This window comes from Streptomyces sp. NPDC006207 (assembly GCF_040613835.1).
Lineage (GTDB): Bacteria > Actinomycetota > Actinomycetes > Streptomycetales > Streptomycetaceae > Actinacidiphila.
On record NZ_JBEXSX010000016.1, the window covers coordinates 144,823 to 160,896 of the forward strand.

Annotated in this window: 12 protein-coding genes; 4 read left to right on the forward strand and 8 right to left on the reverse strand. The window is 73.6% G+C overall.

The window, feature by feature from the left end:
• Positions 1–21 precede the first annotated feature (21 nt).
• The 8 genes from murD to mraZ form a co-directional block, all read right to left on the reverse strand.
• Positions 22–1,431: a UDP-N-acetylmuramoyl-L-alanine--D-glutamate ligase gene (murD, locus tag ABZ312_RS15880; RefSeq protein ID WP_500330579.1), complete on the reverse strand. Its 1,410-nt coding sequence runs from the start codon at positions 1,429–1,431 to the stop codon at positions 22–24.
• An 80-nt stretch (positions 1,432–1,511) separates the two neighbouring features.
• The gene (mraY, locus tag ABZ312_RS15885) at positions 1,512–2,576 is read right to left on the reverse strand and encodes a phospho-N-acetylmuramoyl-pentapeptide-transferase (RefSeq protein ID WP_499511361.1); all 1,065 of its coding nucleotides are present in this window, start codon (positions 2,574–2,576) and stop codon (positions 1,512–1,514) included.
• Positions 2,576–4,000 (reverse strand): UDP-N-acetylmuramoyl-tripeptide--D-alanyl-D-alanine ligase, encoded by a 1,425-nt coding sequence (locus ABZ312_RS15890; RefSeq protein WP_500330486.1) that lies wholly within the window; start codon positions 3,998–4,000, stop codon positions 2,576–2,578. The genes mraY and ABZ312_RS15890 overlap by 1 nt, the downstream gene beginning before the upstream one ends.
• Positions 3,997–5,592, reverse strand: coding sequence for a UDP-N-acetylmuramoyl-L-alanyl-D-glutamate--2,6-diaminopimelate ligase (locus ABZ312_RS15895; RefSeq protein ID WP_500437872.1), 1,596 nt, complete (start codon positions 5,590–5,592; stop codon positions 3,997–3,999). The genes ABZ312_RS15890 and ABZ312_RS15895 overlap by 4 nt, the downstream gene beginning before the upstream one ends.
• A gap of 169 nt (positions 5,593–5,761) precedes the next feature.
• Positions 5,762–8,137 (reverse strand): peptidoglycan D,D-transpeptidase FtsI family protein, encoded by a 2,376-nt coding sequence (locus ABZ312_RS15900; RefSeq protein ID WP_500437874.1) that lies wholly within the window; start codon positions 8,135–8,137, stop codon positions 5,762–5,764.
• Positions 8,138–8,210: 73 nt separating this feature from the next.
• Complete coding sequence (gene ftsL / locus ABZ312_RS15905; protein ID WP_500329848.1) at positions 8,211–8,648, reverse strand: cell division protein FtsL; 438 nt, start codon at positions 8,646–8,648, stop codon at positions 8,211–8,213.
• Positions 8,645–9,613, reverse strand: a complete 969-nt coding sequence (gene rsmH, locus ABZ312_RS15910) for a 16S rRNA (cytosine(1402)-N(4))-methyltransferase RsmH (RefSeq protein ID WP_500437876.1) — start codon at positions 9,611–9,613, stop codon at positions 8,645–8,647. Before rsmH ends, ftsL begins: the two co-directional genes overlap by 4 nt.
• 156 nt (positions 9,614–9,769) lie before the next feature.
• Positions 9,770–10,243, reverse strand: coding sequence for a division/cell wall cluster transcriptional repressor MraZ (mraZ, locus tag ABZ312_RS15915; RefSeq protein ID WP_500329851.1), 474 nt, complete (start codon positions 10,241–10,243; stop codon positions 9,770–9,772).
• Between the two features lie 194 nt (positions 10,244–10,437).
• On the opposite strand from mraZ, the gene ABZ312_RS15920 reads away from it, so the two are divergent.
• The 4 genes from ABZ312_RS15920 (at position 10,438) to ABZ312_RS15935 (ending at position 15,990) form a co-directional block, all read left to right on the forward strand.
• On the forward strand, positions 10,438–10,980 hold the full coding sequence (locus tag ABZ312_RS15920) for a beta-class carbonic anhydrase (protein ID WP_499511367.1): 543 nt from the start codon (positions 10,438–10,440) through the stop codon (positions 10,978–10,980).
• A gap of 108 nt (positions 10,981–11,088) precedes the next feature.
• Positions 11,089–12,066, forward strand: a complete 978-nt coding sequence (locus tag ABZ312_RS15925; protein WP_500329853.1) for an AAA family ATPase — start codon at positions 11,089–11,091, stop codon at positions 12,064–12,066.
• A 34-nt stretch (positions 12,067–12,100) separates the two neighbouring features.
• Positions 12,101–13,444: a DUF58 domain-containing protein gene (locus tag ABZ312_RS15930; RefSeq protein WP_500329855.1), complete on the forward strand. Its 1,344-nt coding sequence runs from the start codon at positions 12,101–12,103 to the stop codon at positions 13,442–13,444.
• Positions 13,444–15,990, forward strand: a complete 2,547-nt coding sequence (locus ABZ312_RS15935) for a transglutaminase TgpA family protein (RefSeq protein ID WP_500437882.1) — start codon at positions 13,444–13,446, stop codon at positions 15,988–15,990. The genes ABZ312_RS15930 and ABZ312_RS15935 overlap by 1 nt, the downstream gene beginning before the upstream one ends.
• Positions 15,991–16,074: the final 84 nt, after the last annotated feature.

Below are 16,074 nucleotides of genomic sequence, written 5' to 3' on the forward strand. Positions count from 1 at the left end.
TGCGTGCCGGAGCGGCCCCGGCTACTGCCCGGCGCCGGGCGCCCGCAGATCCCGTACGGCCTGCGCGAAGGCGTTTCCGCGAGCCTTGTAGTCCGCGAACATGTCCATCGAGGCGCAGGCCGGTGCCAGCAGCACCGTGTCCCCCGGGTGGGCGAGGTCCCGCGCGGCGTGGACGGCCGCCGCCATCGCCCCAGTGTCGGTGCGGTCGAGGTCGACGACCGGGACCTCGGGGGCGTGTCGCGCGAGCGCTTCACGGACGAGGGCGCGGTCGGCCCCCATCAGCACGGCGCCGCGCAGCCGCTTGGCCGCGCCCTTGACGAGCTCGTCGAAGGTGGCGCCCTTGGCGAGGCCGCCGCCGATCCAGACGATGTGCTCGTAGGCGGCGAGGGACGCCTCGGCGGCGTGGGTGTTGGTGGCCTTGGAGTCGTCGACGTAGTCCACGTCGTCGATCCGGTCCACGTGGGCGATGCGGTGGGCGTCCGGCCGGAAGGCGCGCAGGCCGTCCCGGACGGCGGTCGGCGAGGCCCCGAACGCACGGGCGAGGGCGGCCGCGGCCAGGGCGTTGGCGATGTTGTGCGGGGCCGGCGGGTGCACGTCGGAGACCTCGGCCAGCTCCTGGGCGTTCTTGTGCCGCTCGGGCGCGAAGGCCCGGTCGACCAGGATGCCCTCGACGACCCCGAACTCTGAGGGCCGGGGGCTGCCGAGGCCGAAGCCGATCGCGCGGCAGCCCTCCTCGACGTCGGCCTCGCGCACCAGCGCCTCGGTGGCGGGGTCCGCGAGGTTGTAGACGCAGGCGACCTTGTTGCCCTCGTAGACGCGGCCCTTGTCGGCGGCGTAGGCCTCCATCGAGCCGTGCCAGTCGAGGTGGTCCGGGGCGAGGTTCAGGACGGCGGCCGAGTGCGGGCGCACCGAGGGGGCCCAGTGCAGCTGGTAGCTGGACAGCTCCACGGCGAGGACGTCGTGCTCCTGCCCGGACAGGACGACGTCCAGGATCGGCGTGCCGATGTTGCCGACCGCCGCGGTGCGCAGGCCCGCAGCGCGCAGGATGGAGGCGAGCATCTGCACGGTGGTGGTCTTGCCGTTGGTGCCGGTGACGGCGAGCCAGGGCGCCGCCCCGGGGCCGCGCAGCCGCCAGGCCAGCTCCACGTCGCCCCACACGGGCACGCCCGCGGCCCCGGCGGCCGTGAAGAGCGGGCTGGTGGGCTTCCACCCGGGCGAGGTGACGATCAGTTCGGTGCCCTCGGGCAGGGTCCGGCCGTCCCCGAGCCGCACGGTGACGCCCAGCGCCTCCAGCTCGGCGGCCTGGGCCCGGGCCGGCTCGTCGTCGCCGTCGTTGACGACCGTCACGCGGGCGCCGAGGGCGTGCAGCACCTTGGCGGCGGGCACGCCCGAGACGCCGAGCCCCGCGACGGTGACCCGGCGGCCCGGCAGTCCGAGCCGCCCGGCCGCCTCGACGGCGGCCGGCGGAAGGCCGCCCGGACGCGAGCCGGGCTCCTGCCCGGGGGCCGAGGTCACTGCGCGGCCACCCAGCCCGCGTAGAAGAGACCGAGGCCGACGGCCATGCACATGCCCTGGATGATCCAGAAGCGGACGACGACCAGGACCTCGCTCCAGCCCTTGAGCTCGAAGTGGTGCTGCAGCGGTGCCATGCGGAAGACCCGCTTGCCGGTCAGGCGGAAGGAGCCGACCTGGATGACCACGGAGAGGGTGATCAGGACGAAGAGGCCGCCCAGGATCGCCAGCAGCAGCTCGGTGCGGGAGCAGATGGCCAGACCGGCCAGGGCGCCGCCGAGCGCGAGCGAGCCGGTGTCACCCATGAAGATCTTGGCCGGCGAGGTGTTCCACCACAAGAAGCCGAAACAGGCGCCCATCAGCGCCGCGGCGACGACCGCGAGGTCGAGCGGGTGCGGTACGTCGTAGCAGCCGGGCCCCGCGGTGATGACGTTGGAGCAGGACTGGCCGTACTGCCACACGCCGATGACGGTGTAGGACGCGAAGACCATCACCGAGGCGCCGGTGGCCAGGCCGTCGAGGCCGTCGGTGAGGTTCACGCCGTTCGACATCGCGAGGATCATGAACAGCGCCCAGATCACGAAGATCACCGGGCCGAGGGACCAGCCGAAGTCCTGTGTGAAGGACAGCCGGGTGGAGGCCGGGGTGACGCCGCGGGCGTCGGAGAACTGCAGCGACAGCACCGCGAAGGTGATGCCGACGATCAGCTGGCCCGCCATCTTCGCCTTGGCCCTCAGGCCCAGGCTGCGCTGCTTGACGATCTTGATGTAGTCGTCGAGGAAGCCGACGACGCCCAGTCCCGTGAAGAGGAAGAGCACCAGCACGCCGGAGATCGTCGGGCGCTCCGAGGTGATGACCTTGGTGAGCGCGTACGCGACGAGCGTGGCCAGGATGAAGGCGATGCCGCCCATGGTGGGCGTACCGCGCTTGCTGTGGTGTTCCTTGGGCCCGTCGTCGCGGATGAACTGGCCGTAGCCCTTGCGGGCCAGCAGCTTGATCAGCATCGGGGTACCGACGAGGGACAGGAACAGACCGAGAACACCCGAGACCAGGATCTGGTTCATTACTCAGCGCCCCCGCCCTCGACGCCGTCGAGCAGCGCGAGTGCGACCCGCTCCAGGCCGACCGCCCTCGATGCCTTCACCAGCACGACGTCCCCCGGACGCAGTTCACTGCGCAACAGGTCGATCGCCGCCTCAGCGTCGGACACGTGCACCGACTCCTCACCCCACGAACCCTCGTTGTAGGCGCCCATTTGCACCCAGGCGGCCGCCTGGCCGCCGACTGCCACGAGCTTGCTGACGTTGAGCCGGACGGCCAGCCGTCCGACAGCGTCGTGCTCCGCGAGGGCCTCCCCGCCGAGCTCCGCCATCTCGCCCAGCACCGCCCACGTGCGTCCCCCGCGTGCCTCGGCGGCACGGCCCATGGCCGCGAGCGCGCGCAGGGCGGCTCGCATGGATTCGGGGTTCGCGTTGTAGGCGTCGTTCACGACCGTCACGCCGTCCGGCCGTTCGACGACCTCCATGCGCCAGCGGGACAGCGTCCCCGCCTCGGAGAGCGCGGTGGCGATCTCGTCGACGGGCATGCCGAGTTCACGGGCTACGGCGGCCGCGGCAAGCGCGTTCGACACGTGGTGCTCACCGTACAGGCGCAAGGTCACTTCGCTGCACCCGGTAGGCGTTGTGAGCGTGAACACGGCCTGACCTCGGTCGTTGAGGCGGACGTTCTCGGCGCGGACGTCTGCGTCGGCGGACTCGCCGAACAGCACGACGCGCGCCTTGGTGCGGGAGGACATGGCGCGTACGAGGGGATCGTCCGCATTGAGCACGGCGACGCCGCCGTCGGCGGCCTCCGGCAGCGCCTCGACCAACTCGCCCTTGGCTTGGGCGATCTGCTCTCGGCCGCCGAACTCGCCGATGTGGGCGGTGCCGACGTTGAGGACCACGCCGATCCGCGGCGGGGTCAGCTCGGTGAGGTAGTGGATGTGGCCGATGCCGCGGGCGCCCATCTCCAGCACCAGGTGCCGGGTGGTGTCGTCGGCGCGCAGCGCGGTCAGCGGCAGCCCGATCTCGTTGTTGAGCGAGCCGGGCGTCCAGACGGTCGGGGCGAGCCGCTGCAGCACCTGTGCGGTGAGGTCCTTGGTGCTGGTCTTGCCCGCCGATCCGGTCAGCGCCACGAGGGTCGCGCCGAGCCGTTCGATGACGTGCCTGGCCAGTGCGCCCAGGGCGAGCTGGACGTCGTCCACGACGATCGCGGGCACGCCGACCGGCCGGGCCGCCAGAACGGCGACCGCTCCGGCCGCCACGGCCCGCTCCGCGTAGTCGTGACCGTCCACGTGCTCGCCCTGGAAGGCGACGAAGAGGCCGCCCGGCGTCACCTTGCGGGAGTCGATCTCCACGGACCCGGTGACGGGCACCGTCGGGTCCGGTATGTCGTACGTGCTCCCGCCGACCGCGTGTGCGACCTCGGCGAGGGTGAGTGGGATCACAGCTGGTCCTGGTCCTTCTCCTGCGCTGGTGTGCCGGCGGCCCGTTCGATGGCCGCGCGCAGCACTTCTCGGTCGTCGAAGGGGCGTACCACTCCGGCGATGTCCTGGCCCTGCTCATGGCCCTTGCCGGCCACCAGTACGGTGTCGTCCGGCCGGGCCAGGGCGACGGCGGTCGCGATGGCCGCCGCCCGGTCGGGTTCGACGACGACATGGCCCCGCTCGTGCGCGGGCACCCCGGCTGCTCCGGCCAGCATCGCGGTGAGGATCGCGAGCGGATCCTCGGAGCGGGGGTTGTCCGAGGTCAGCACGGCCGTGTCGGCCAGCCGTGCCGCGGCGGCGCCCATCGGGCCGCGTTTGGTCTCGTCGCGGTCCCCGCCGCAGCCGAGGACGATGTGCAGGTTGCCCTTGGTGACCTTGCGCAGGGCCCGCAGCACCGATTCGACGGCGTCGGTCTTGTGGGCGTAGTCGACGACCGCGAGGTACGGCTGGCCCGCGTCGACGCGCTCCAGCCGGCCCGGCACGCCCGGGACGGCGGCGACGCCCTGGGCGGCCGTCTGCGGGTCGATCCCGGCCACCGCCAGGGCGGCGATCGCGGCGAGGGCGTTGGCGACGTTGAAGGGGCCGGGAAGGGGCGAGGCGGCCTCGATGCGCACGCCGCCCGGGCCGACGACGGTGAAGGTGGAGCGCAGCGGCCCGGTCACGACGTGCTCGGCGCGCCAGTCGGCGTCGGGGTGGCCGTCGGCGGAGAAGGTGGTGACCGGCACCTGCGACTCGCGGACCAGGCGGCGGCCGTACTCGTCGTCGATGTTGACCACGCCGGCCTTGCTGCGGCGCGGGGTGAACAACTGCGCCTTGGCCTGGAAGTAGTCCTCCATGCCCGAGTGGAACTCCATGTGCTCGGGGCTGAGGTTGTTGAAGACGGCGACGTCGAAGACCGCCCCGTCCACCCGTCCCAGCACCAGGGCGTGGCTGGAGACCTCCATGACCAGGGACTCGATCCCGCGCTCGCGCATCACCGCGAAGAGTGCCTGCAGGTCCGTGGCCTCGGGGGTGGTGCGCTCGCTCTTGATCCGCTCGTCGCCGATCCGGGACTCGACCGTGCCGATCAGTCCCGTCCCGCCGCCGTGCACCGCCCGCAGGCCGCCCTCGATGAGGTAGGCGGTGGTGGTCTTGCCGGAGGTGCCGGTGATCCCGATCTGCAGCAGGTCCTCACCCGGCCGGCCGTAGATCTCGGCGGCCAGCTCGCCCATCCGCGACCGGGGGTCCTGGACCGTCAGCACCGGCAGGCCGGTCGCCGCCGCACGCTCGGCGCCCGCCGGGTCGGTGAGGATCGCCGCGGCCCCCAGTTCGGCCGCCTGCGGGGCGAAGTCGGCACCGTGGAAGCGGGCGCCGGGCAGCGCGGCGTACAGGTCGCCGGGGCGGACGGCCCGCGAGTCGTGCGTGATCCCGGTGACCGGGGCGGCGCTGGGCGCGGGCGGTTCCGCGCCCAGCCGCGCGGCCAGTTCCGCGGTCGGTACGGGCCGGACCCGGGTGGGGCGGGGCGCGCCCGGCTGCGTCGGTTCGGGGCGGGGGGACTGATCAGCGTGTGACACGGCCGTGAGAGTACCCGCCGGGCCGGGCTCCGGGCCAAAAGCCCCTCGCCGGGCTTCCGGCCTGCTGCTTCCTCCGGTACGGTCCGCGTGCGCGGGGCTACCGCCCGTACCTTCCGCTGTGGGGTCGTGTCCGTTCACGGCCGCCGTTCCTTCCTCCCCTGCTCGCCGGTCACGGCTTCGAGGGGTCCCACTCGACCGGCAGGTTCGGGGCCTTGGTTCCGCTGGGCGCCGCCTGCAGGGACTTCAGGGCGAACTCCATGACCCGCTTGAACACCGGGCCGCAGATCTGACCACCGAAATAACTGCCGCGGGTCGGGTTCTGGATCACGCAGGACACGGTCAGCCGCGGGTCGTCGGCGGGGGCGAATCCCATGAACGAGGCCGTGTAGCCGCTGTAGGTGCCCGTTTCCGGGTCCACCCGGTTGGCCGTGCCGGTCTTGCCCGCGACGCGGTACCCCGCGATGCGGGCCCTGGTGCCGGTGCCCTGCTCGTCGCCGACCACGGACTCCAGCATGGTGGTGAGCGTCTTGGCGGTCTTCGCGCTGACCACCCGGGTCCGCGGCGCCTGCGGGGACGGGACGAAGCGGCCGTCCGGGCCGGTCGTGCCGCGCACCAGGCTGGGCTCGACCCGTACACCGCCGTTGGCGATCGTCGAGTACACCGAGGTGGCCTGCAGCGCGTTCAGCGACAGGCCCTGCCCGAAGGGGATGGTGTACTGCTGGGACGCGTTCCACTGGTCCGGCCTCGCCAGGATGCCGGGCGTCTCGCCGGGGAAACCGACCCCGGTGGGCCGCCCGATGCCGAATTTCCTCAGGTACGAGTAGAGGACGCGGTTGGCCTGCTTCTGGTTCTTGCCGAGTTGCTCGGCGGCCAGGATCGTGCCGATGTTGCTGGACTTGGCGAGCACGCCGTTCAGGGTCAGGTGCCAGGTGCCGTGGTCCACGTCGTCGTGGAAGACGCGGTCGGCGCGCGGCAGGGTGCCGGGCACCGTGACGTGGGTGTCCGGGGTGGCCACGCCCTCGTCGAGGACCGCGGCCATGGACATCAGCTTGCTGACGCTGCCGGGCTCGTACGCGTCCTGCAGCGCGGCGTTGCCGAGGGCGGTGGGGTCGGCCCGGGTCAGGTCGTTGGGGTCAAAGCCGGGGGCGTTGGCCATGGCCAGCACCTGCCCGGTGCGGGTGTCCTGGACGATCACGTAGCCGCGGTCGGCGTCGGACGCCCTCACCTGCTGGGTGATCGCCCGCTGGGCGGCCCACTGGATGTCCCGGTCCAGGGTCAGCTCCACGTCGGTGCCGGGCTCGGCGGCGCGCTCCTGCACGCTGGCCGTGGGCACCCGGCGGCCGCCGGACTGGGCGTAGGTGACGGTGCCGTCCTTTCCCGCCAGTGCCTTGTCGAGGCGGCTCTCCAGACCGCCGCCGCCCGCGCCGGAGGCGTTCACCCAGCCGATCACGCCCGCCGCGAGGTCACTCGCGGGGTAGACGCGCTTGGCGTGCCGGAGCCGGAAGACCCCGGCGAGGTAGTTGACGCCGTCGCCCTTCTCGGCCCGGTCGGCGAGCGCGCTCTGCAGGTCCTTGATCTGGTTCCAGACCTGCGGCGACTGCTGCCGGGCGATGATCTCGTTGCGCGATCCCGGGTAGTTGGCGAGCTGCTTCGCGATCTCCTTCTGGTCGCCGTCGACGATCGGCGCGAGCAGTTCCGCGGCGCGCGCCGGAGCGTCCTTCACCTCGGCGTACTTGGGGGTGAAGAGCATCGGGTCGGCCGTGATGTCGTACGCGTCCACGGTGGTGGCCAGATCGACCCCGTTGCGGTCGGTGATCGTCCCGCGCTCGGCGGCGAGGGTCACCTTGACGTTGCGGTTGACCTCGGCCTTCGCGGCGTAGGTCGCGGCGTCCACGGCCTGCACCTGGAAGAGCCGGATCACGAAGGTGAGCATCACCAGCGTGAGAGCGAAGCTGACCAGTCGCAGGCGCGGCCGTGGCCGGCCCAGCCGCAGCAGCGGCGCACCGGCCGGCGTGACCGGGCGCGGGGGCCTGCGCCGCGGCGGTACGGCCCCGCGGCCGGCCCGGTCCCGGGCGCCCCTGGCGTCGCGTCCGCCGGCGGCCGGCCTGCGGGCCCCGGGATTGCGTCCGTGCGGCACGCCGGAGGTGCCGGCGCTGCCGGACGTGCCGGACGCGCCGGATCCCTCGCGGCGGGGGGTGGGCTTGCGGGCCCGCGGGTCGCGGCCCGCCTCGCGGGCGGTCCGGCCGCCGTCGTCACGTGGCCGCGCCCCGCGCGCGGCGGGCTGGCGTGCCCCCGCCTGCTGCCCGGGTGCGGTCCTGCGGCGGGGCTCGCCGGTCTCGCCGCCGCGTGCGGGCGTTCCGGCGTCGCCGTCGCGTCCCCGGGGCACCTGCCGGCGCCGGGGGGCGGCTCCGCCGCCGTCACCGCGGCCGCCACGGCCCCGGGCGTCGGGCCCCGGGCGGCCGGCGCCGTTCTCCCGGCCGGCCCGGTCACGCCGTTCGCCGCGGTCGCCCCGCTCGCGCGGCGGCTCCCCGTCGCGGGTCACCACGCCCCGGCACCTTCCCGGCCGGCCGGACGGGCGGATCGGTGCGGGTGGAGGGCACGGGGCCCCGGAGCAGCGGTCACGGGGTCTCCTTGGGGCTCGTGCTGGGCTTGGCGGAGGCGGACGGCGTCGGGCCCAGGGAGGCGGCCGCGGAGCCGCTGGGAGCGACGGTGGCGGGCGCCGTGCTCGGGCTGGGGGCCGGCACGTAGGGCGCGGCGCCGGGCCTGCCCAGGACCCTGCCGTCGGGGGCGAGGAAGGCCGGGTTGCCACCGGGGACCATGCCCAGGTCGCGGGCCTGCTCGTCCAGCGCGTCCGGCGCCGAGTACTGGTCGACCTCCTGCTGCAGCGCCTGCTCCTCGTCGGTGTACTGGGTGGTCTTCTTCTGCAGCTCGCTGAGCTTGAAGGAGTCCCGGTTCACCGCCGAGTTGAGCAGCAGCAGGGTGATCAGGCCGCCGCCCAGCAGCAGCACGATCAGCAGGACGAAGGGCGAGCGCGCCGCCGAGGTGCGCCGCCTCACGCCCGGGCCTCGCGGATCCGCTGGGCGCCGCGCAGCCGCGCCGGGGCGGCCCGGCGGTTGGCGGCGATCTCGTCCTCCGTGGGCAGCTCGGCGCCGCGGGTGAGCAGCTTGAGCCGCGGCTGGTACTGCTCCGGCACCACGGGCAGGCCGGGCGGCGCCGTGATGGCCGCGCCGGCGGCGAGGACGCCCTTGACGAGGCGGTCCTCCAGGGAGTGGTAGGACAGCACGACGATCCGGCCGCCCACGGCGAGCGTGGCGACGGCCGCGGGGATGGCGCGCTCCAGCACTGTCAGCTCCCCATTGACCTCGATGCGCAGCGCCTGGAAGGTGCGCTTGGCCGGGTTGCCTCCGGTCCGCTTGGCGGCCTGCGGCAGCGCCTCGCGGATCAGCTCGACCAGCCGGGCGCTGGTGGTGAAGGGCTCGCGTGCCCGCTCGCGGACGACCGCCTCCACGATCTTGCGGGCGAACTTCTCCTCGCCGTAGTCGCGCAGCACCCGCACCAGCTCGCCCGGCGGGTAGGTGTTGAGGACCTCGGCGGCGCTGATGCCCGCGGTCTGGTTCATGCGCATGTCCAGCGGCGCGTCCTGGGCGTAGGCGAAGCCGCGGTCGGCCTCGTCCAGCTGCATGGAGGAGACGCCCAGGTCGAACAGGACGCCCTGCACCTTCGGGACGCCGAGCCGCTCCAGCACCTCGGGGATCTCGTCGTAGACGGCGTGCACGAGGGTGGCCCGGTCGCCGTACGGGGCGAGCCGCTCACCGGCGAGCTTGAGCGCGGCGGGGTCGCGGTCGACGGCGACCAGCCGGACCTCGGGGAACCGCCGCAGCAGTGCCTCGCTGTGCCCGCCGAGGCCGAGGGTGGCGTCCACGACCACCGCGCCCGGCGCTTCGACGGCGGGCGCCAGCATGTCCAGGCAGCGGTCCAGCATGACCGGGACGTGGCGTGGCTCGGACGGGGTGGTGCTCATGAAGCCCTTCTCATCTGCTCGCGGGGACGTACCACTGGGTCCCCGCCCGCTCGTGGGCGGCCTTCTGGCACCGGGGAAGGAGTGCCAGCGGACCGGGGAGCGGGAGGAGGCCGAGCGTCACGTACTCGTACGTGAGCCATCAGGCTACGGGCGAGGTCACAGTAAGCCGGGAGGCACCTCCTGGGACAACGCCGAAAAGGCGTCTTCCTGACCCGCCAGATAGTCCTCCCAGGCCGCCGCGTCCCAGACCTCGACCCGGGTGTTGGCGCCGATCACCGCGCAGTCGCGGCGCAGTCCGGCGTAGTCGCGCAGGGGCTGCGGGAGGGTGACGCGGCCCTGCTTGTCGGGGACCTCGTCATGGGCGCCGGCGAAGAGCACGCGCATGTAGTCGCGTGCCGCCCTGGAGGTGAGGGGGGCGCTGCGCAGCTCCTCGGTGAGGGCGCGGAAGCCCTCGACCGGCCATACGTACAGGCAGCGCTCCTGGCCCTTGGTGATGACCAGGCCGTCCGCGAACTGTTCGCGGAACTTCGCGGGGAGGACCAGCCGGCTCTTGTCGTCCAGCCGTGGCGCGTACGTCCCGAGGAACATCCGCACCTCCCGCACCAGGTTGGTCGACCCACTTCGCGCCACTTTACTCCACCGGCCCCCACGGTCAACGAGAAGCCTGCCCTGGCACGGGCGCCCTCGTGGGCGTCCGCGCCCGAATCACCCGCACGGGCGAGCGCGCGCGACGCCTGTGGGTTACCTCACAGTGCACCGGTTTGACCGAGATTTGCCGGACCCTCCAGCAGGTCGGAAGAGACCGTGCCCTCTACGGTCGTGTCATGTCGATAAACGCGCATGAGTCCGCGGTTCCCGCCGGCACCGGCACGGCGTCCGTCACCGACCGGCTGGTCGAGGCGAACCGGCGCTACGCGGAGCAGTTCCGCGACCCCGGCATGGACGCCCGCCCCGTTCTGCAGGTGGCCGTGGTCGCCTGCATGGACGCCCGCCTCGACCTGCACAAGGCGCTGGGCCTGGAGCTCGGCGACTGCCACACCATCCGCAACGCCGGCGGTGTGGTCACCGACGACACCATCCGCTCGCTGACCATCAGCCAGCGCGCCCTGGGCACCCGCTCGGTCGTGCTGATCCACCACACCGGCTGCGGCCTGGAGTCGCTGACCGAGGAGTTCCGCACGGAGCTGGAGGAGGAGGTGGGCCAGCGTCCGACCTGGGCGGTGGAGTCCTTCCGTGACGTCGACCAGGACGTGCGGCAGTCGATGCAGCGGGTCCGGACGTCCCCCTTCCTGACCCACACGGGCGATGTGCGGGGGTTTGTGTTCGACGTGCACACCGGCCTGCTGCGCGAAATCACAAACGAGTAACGGAAGCGGAGTGACGCGGAGCATAGTTGAAGGGGAGAATGCTTCGTATAACGGGGAGGGCCGGTCCAGGGATGACCGTGTCCCCAGGAACGGGCCGAGGAGAACCGGGTGACGACCTATGACGCGCGAGCGAGCCTCAGCGATCTGACTGCCACGGCGGACCGCGTACGCCGGTCGGTGGAGAACGTGATCGAGGGCAAGCCCGAGGTCGTACGGACTGCGCTGACGGTGCTGCTCGCCGAGGGACATCTGCTCATCGAGGATGTCCCCGGCGTCGGCAAGACGATGCTTTCCAAGGCGCTGGCCCGGTCGATCGACTGCTCGGTCCGGCGCATCCAGTTCACGCCGGACCTCCTGCCGTCGGACATCACCGGGGTCAGCGTCTTCGACCAGCAGCGCCGCGACTTCGAGTTCAAGCCGGGCGCGATCTTCGCGCAGATCGTCGTCGGCGACGAGATCAACCGCGCGTCGCCCAAGACGCAGTCGGCGCTGCTGGAGTCGATGGAGGAGCGGCAGGTCACCATCGACGGCAGCACCTACCCGCTGCCGAGCCCCTTCATGGTCATCGCCACCCAGAACCCGGTGGAGATGGAGGGGACGTATCCCCTGCCCGAGGCGCAGCGGGACCGCTTCATGGCCCGGGTCTCCATCGGCTACCCCAGCATGGAGGCCGAGCTGGAGATGCTCGACGTGCACGCGGGCGTCAGCCCGCTGGACGACCTGCAGCCGGTCGCCCACGCGCACGAGATCGTCAAACTCGTCGAAGCGGTACGGACGGTGCACGTGTCCCCGGCCGTGCGGCACTACGCGGTGAGCCTGGTCTCGGCCACCCGGGACCACCCGGACCTGAGACTCGGCGCCTCCCCACGCGCCACGCTGCACCTGGTGCGCGCCGCCCGCGCCGCGGCGGCCCTGGACGGCCGGGACTACGTGCTCCCCGACGACGTCCAGACGCTGGCCGGCGCCGTGCTGGCGCACCGTCTGCTGCCGACCGCACAGGCCCAGTTGAACCGGCGCACCCCGGAGCAGGTCGTCGCGGAGATCGTGCAGCGCACGCCGGTCCCCGACCCGTACGGCAGCCGGTGACCCGGACGACGGACGGGGACGCTGGAGGTGCCGCGTGACCGAGCGTGAAAGCGGCTTCCGGGCCGCCCTGGGCGGCCTCACCACGCGGGGCCGCTCGTTCCTCGCCGCGGGGATCGCGGCGGCCGTCTGCGCCTACGTCCTGGGGCAGCCGGACCTGCTGCGGGTCGGCCTGCTGCTGGCCGTGCTGCCGCTGGTCTGCGTGGCCGTGCTCCACCGCACGCGCTACCGCGTCGCCGGCAGCCGCCGGCTGTCGCCCTCGCGCGTGCCGGCAATGTCCGAGGCGCGGGTGCACCTGCGGGTGGACAACGTGTCGCGGCTGCCCACCGGCCTGCTGATGCTCCAGGACCGGGTGCCCTACGTGCTGGGGCCCAGGCCCCGCTTCATCCTGGACCGGGTGGAGCCCGGCGGCCACCGCGAGGTGTCCTACCGGGTCCGTTCCGACCTGCGCGGGCGCTACCCGCTGGGGCCGCTGCAGCTGCGGCTGACCGACCCCTTCGGCATGTGCGAGCTGACCCGCTCCTTCAGCGCGTACGACACCCTGACCGTGGTGCCCCGCGTGGAACCGCTGCCGCCGGTCAAGCTCAAGGGCGACTCCTCCGGCTACGGGGAGAGCCGCACCCGCGCGCTGACCCTGGCGGGCGAGGACGACGTGATCCCGCGCGGCTACCGCCACGGCGACGACCTGCGCCGGGTGCACTGGCGCTCGACCGCCAAGTACGGCGAGCTCATGGTGCGCCGCGAGGAGCAGCCGCACCGCGCCCGGTGCACGGTGCTGCTGGACACCCGGGCCGTGGCGTACTTCGGCGCCGGGCCGGACTCGGCCTTCGAGTGGGTGGTGTCCGGGGCGGCCTCGGTGGCGATGCACATGCTGGAGCGCGGCTACTCCGTACGGCTGCTCACCGACACCGGCACCACGGTGCCCGGGAACGACGGCTTCGGCGGCACCGACTCCTCGGACGCGGCCGGCACCCTGCTGGACACCCTGGCGGTGGTCGACCACTCGGACGGCGCCGGGCTCTCCCGTGCGCTGGACGTGCTACGCACGGGCAGCGAGGGCCTGCTGGTGGCGTTCTTCGGGGACCTCGACGAGGAGCAGGCCGCGATGGCGGGGCGGATGCGGCAGCGGGCGGGGGCCGCCGTCGCCTTCGTCCTGGACAGCGCCGCCTGGGGGGCGCTGGACGAGGACGGGACGGGACGGCCCGAGGCGCCGCGGACGGGCACGGACGCGGACGCGCCGGAGGACGGCTCGGCCCGGGCCGTGCGGATGCTGCACGAGGCGGGCTGGACGGTGCTCCCGGCCGCCGCCGGCGACGGGCTGCCCGACCTGTGGCAGCGCGCCGACCGGTACCGGTCGCGTGAGGAGGCGGGGACGCGATGATGAGCGGACGAGGGCGGCTCGCGGTCTGCGCGGCGGCGGCGACGCTGATGACCGCCTGCTCGCTGCTGCCGCTGGCGACGCCGAACTCGTGGATCCTGCAGGCCGCCTTCCTGGTGGCGCTGCAGACCGGGGTGGGCGCGCTGGCCCGGCGGGTGCCGCTGGCCCGCCCGCTGACCGTGCTGGCACAGGCGGTGGTCACGCTGCTGGTGCTCACCTTGATGTTCGCCGGCGAACAGGCCCTGCTCGGGTTCCTGCCGGGGCCCGCGGCGTTCACCCAGTTCGGCAACCTGCTGACGGCCGCGATGCAGGACGTGACCCAGTTCGCCATCCCGGCGCCGGTCACCCCGGGCATCCGGCTGCTGCTGCTCGGCGGCGTGCTGCTGATCGGGCTGACCGTGGACGCGCTGGCGGTGACCTACGGCAGCGCGGCCCCGGCCGGGCTGCCGCTGCTGGCCCTGTACTCGATCGCGGCGGGGCTGGCCGGGGGCGATGGCACCCGCTGGCCGTACTTCCTGCTGGCGGCCGTCGGCTACCTGCTGCTCCTGCTGGCCGAGGGCCGGGACCGGATCTCGCGCTGGGGCCGGGTCTTCGGCGGCGTCGGGTCCGGGGCGCGCGCCGGGTACGGAGGACCGACCGGGGCGGTGGCCCCGGTGCGGACCGGGCGCCGCATAGGGGCGATGGCGCTCGGCATCGCCCTGGTGGCGCCGGCGGCGCTGCCCTCGATGGGCGTCGGGCTGCTGCCGACGGGGGGCTCGGGCACGGGCAACGGACGCGGCGGCGGCACGATCTCCGCGGTCAACCCCGTGGTCGCGCTCCAGGACAACCTCAACCAGCCCGACGACCGGGTCGTGCTCCGGTACCGGACGAACGCCGTCTCCAACGCGGACATGTACCTGCGGATCGTGGCGCTGGACCGCTTCACCGGTGACAAGTGGGAGCCCGCGCAGCGCTCCCTGACGGGCGTGCCCAAGGTGCTGCCCAGCCCCCAGGGGCTCGGTCCCGACGTGAAGGCCACCGAGGTCGCCACCTCGGTCGCGGCGGACAAGAGCTACGTCCAGATGTGGCTGCCGCTGCCGTACCCGGCCACACAGGTGCAGGTCGACGGGCGCTGGCGCTTCGAGCCCACCGGCCGCACCATCATCGGCGACCGGGGCCAGACCACCTCGGACACCCGTTACCAGGTCAGCAGCCTGGCGCTGGAGCCGACCGCGGAGCAGCTGGCGAGCGCGCCGCCTGCCGACGCCCGGCTGCGGGCCGAGTACACGAAGGTGCCGGACTCGCTGCCCCCGGTGGTGGCGCAGACGGCCCTGGAGGTCACCAAGGACGCCACCAACGACTACGAGCGTGCCCTCGCGCTGCAGCGGTGGTTCACCTCGGGCGCCTTCTCGTACGACACCTCGGTGCGCTCCGGCACCGGTGTGCAGGCCATCACCCGCTTCCTGCGCAACAAGGAAGGGTTCTGCATCCACTTCGCCTTCACGATGGCGGCGATGGCGCGGACCCTGGGCATCCCCGCGCGGGTGGCGGTCGGCTTCACGCCCGGCACCTCGGAGTCGGACGGTGCGTACGCGGTGGGGCTGAAGGACGCGCACGCCTGGCCCGAGGTGTACTTCGAGGGCGTCGGCTGGACGCGGTTCGAGCCCACGCCGACCCGCGGCACCCTGCCGGGCTACACCCAGGAGGCGGCCACCTCCGACTCCGGGCCCACGGCGCCCGACACCCCTGAGCAGTCCGCGGGGGCCGGGGCCAGCACCGGCCCGACCGTCTCCCCGTCCTGCCTGGGCAAGGACGCCCAGCTCGGCAACTGCGACCCCCTGGGGCAGGCCTCGGGCGTCGGCACGCAGGACGAGCGGCTGTGGCCGCGGATCGTCACGTGGACGCTGCGCGTCCTCGCCTGGGCCGTGGTGCCGCTGGTGGTCCTGGTCCTGCTGCTGCCGCTGCTCTTGCGGCGCAGGCAGCGTTTCCAGCGACTGCGCGGCGGCGGCCAGGACCCGGCGGCACTGGCGGCATGGCTGGAGCTCACCGGGCGTGCCCGGGGCACGGCGGGAGCCGACGGGCAGGGGCAGGGCGGGGCATCGCAGGGCCTGACGGCCGGCGAGCTGGACGCCATGGGCGCCCGGGACGGTGCCCGGACCCTGGCGGCCTGGCTGGAGCTGATCGACACCGCCTGGGACTACGGTCTGCGGCCCGACGAGTCCGAGACCCCGCGCCGGGTCGCGGCGCGCCTCGTCCGCGACGGCGGGCTGGAAGGGCCCTCGGCGGAGGCGGCGCAGCGTCTGGCGACCTCGGTGGAGCAGGCCCTGTTCTCGCCGCGACCGCCGGCGGCCACGGGCTCGGCGAAGGACGTCCAACTGGTGCGGGAGGGGCTGCGCAGGAACGCGGACGGCATGACGCGGATCCGTGCCGTGCTGCTGCCGCGTTCCACGGTCCGGGTCGTCTGGCGGTCCGCGGAGCGCTGGTCGGCGGCCTCGGCCCGCTTCTCTGCCAGGCTGCGCGGTGCGGGCGACGCCGTGATGCGACCGCTGCGGCAGCGCCGGAGCTCCTGAGGGGGCATCGGCAACGCGTTGTTCATCGCCACCTCGCTGGCGGTGATCGTGGCCTCCGCGAGCGGCGGCTTCGTGGGCGCGATC

Bases quoted from the DNA above. Each gene is read 5' to 3' on its own strand.
- ABZ312_RS15920 (WP_499511367.1), top strand. From the start codon at position 10,438: ATGTCGATAAACGCGCATGAGTCCGCGGTTCCCGCCGGCACCGGCACG.
- mraY (WP_499511361.1), bottom strand. From the start codon at position 2,576: ATGAACCAGATCCTGGTCTCGGGTGTTCTCGGTCTGTTCCTGTCCCTC.
- rsmH (WP_500437876.1), bottom strand. From the start codon at position 9,613: ATGAGCACCACCCCGTCCGAGCCACGCCACGTCCCGGTCATGCTGGAC.
- ABZ312_RS15935 (WP_500437882.1), top strand. From the start codon at position 13,444: ATGAGCGGACGAGGGCGGCTCGCGGTCTGCGCGGCGGCGGCGACGCTG.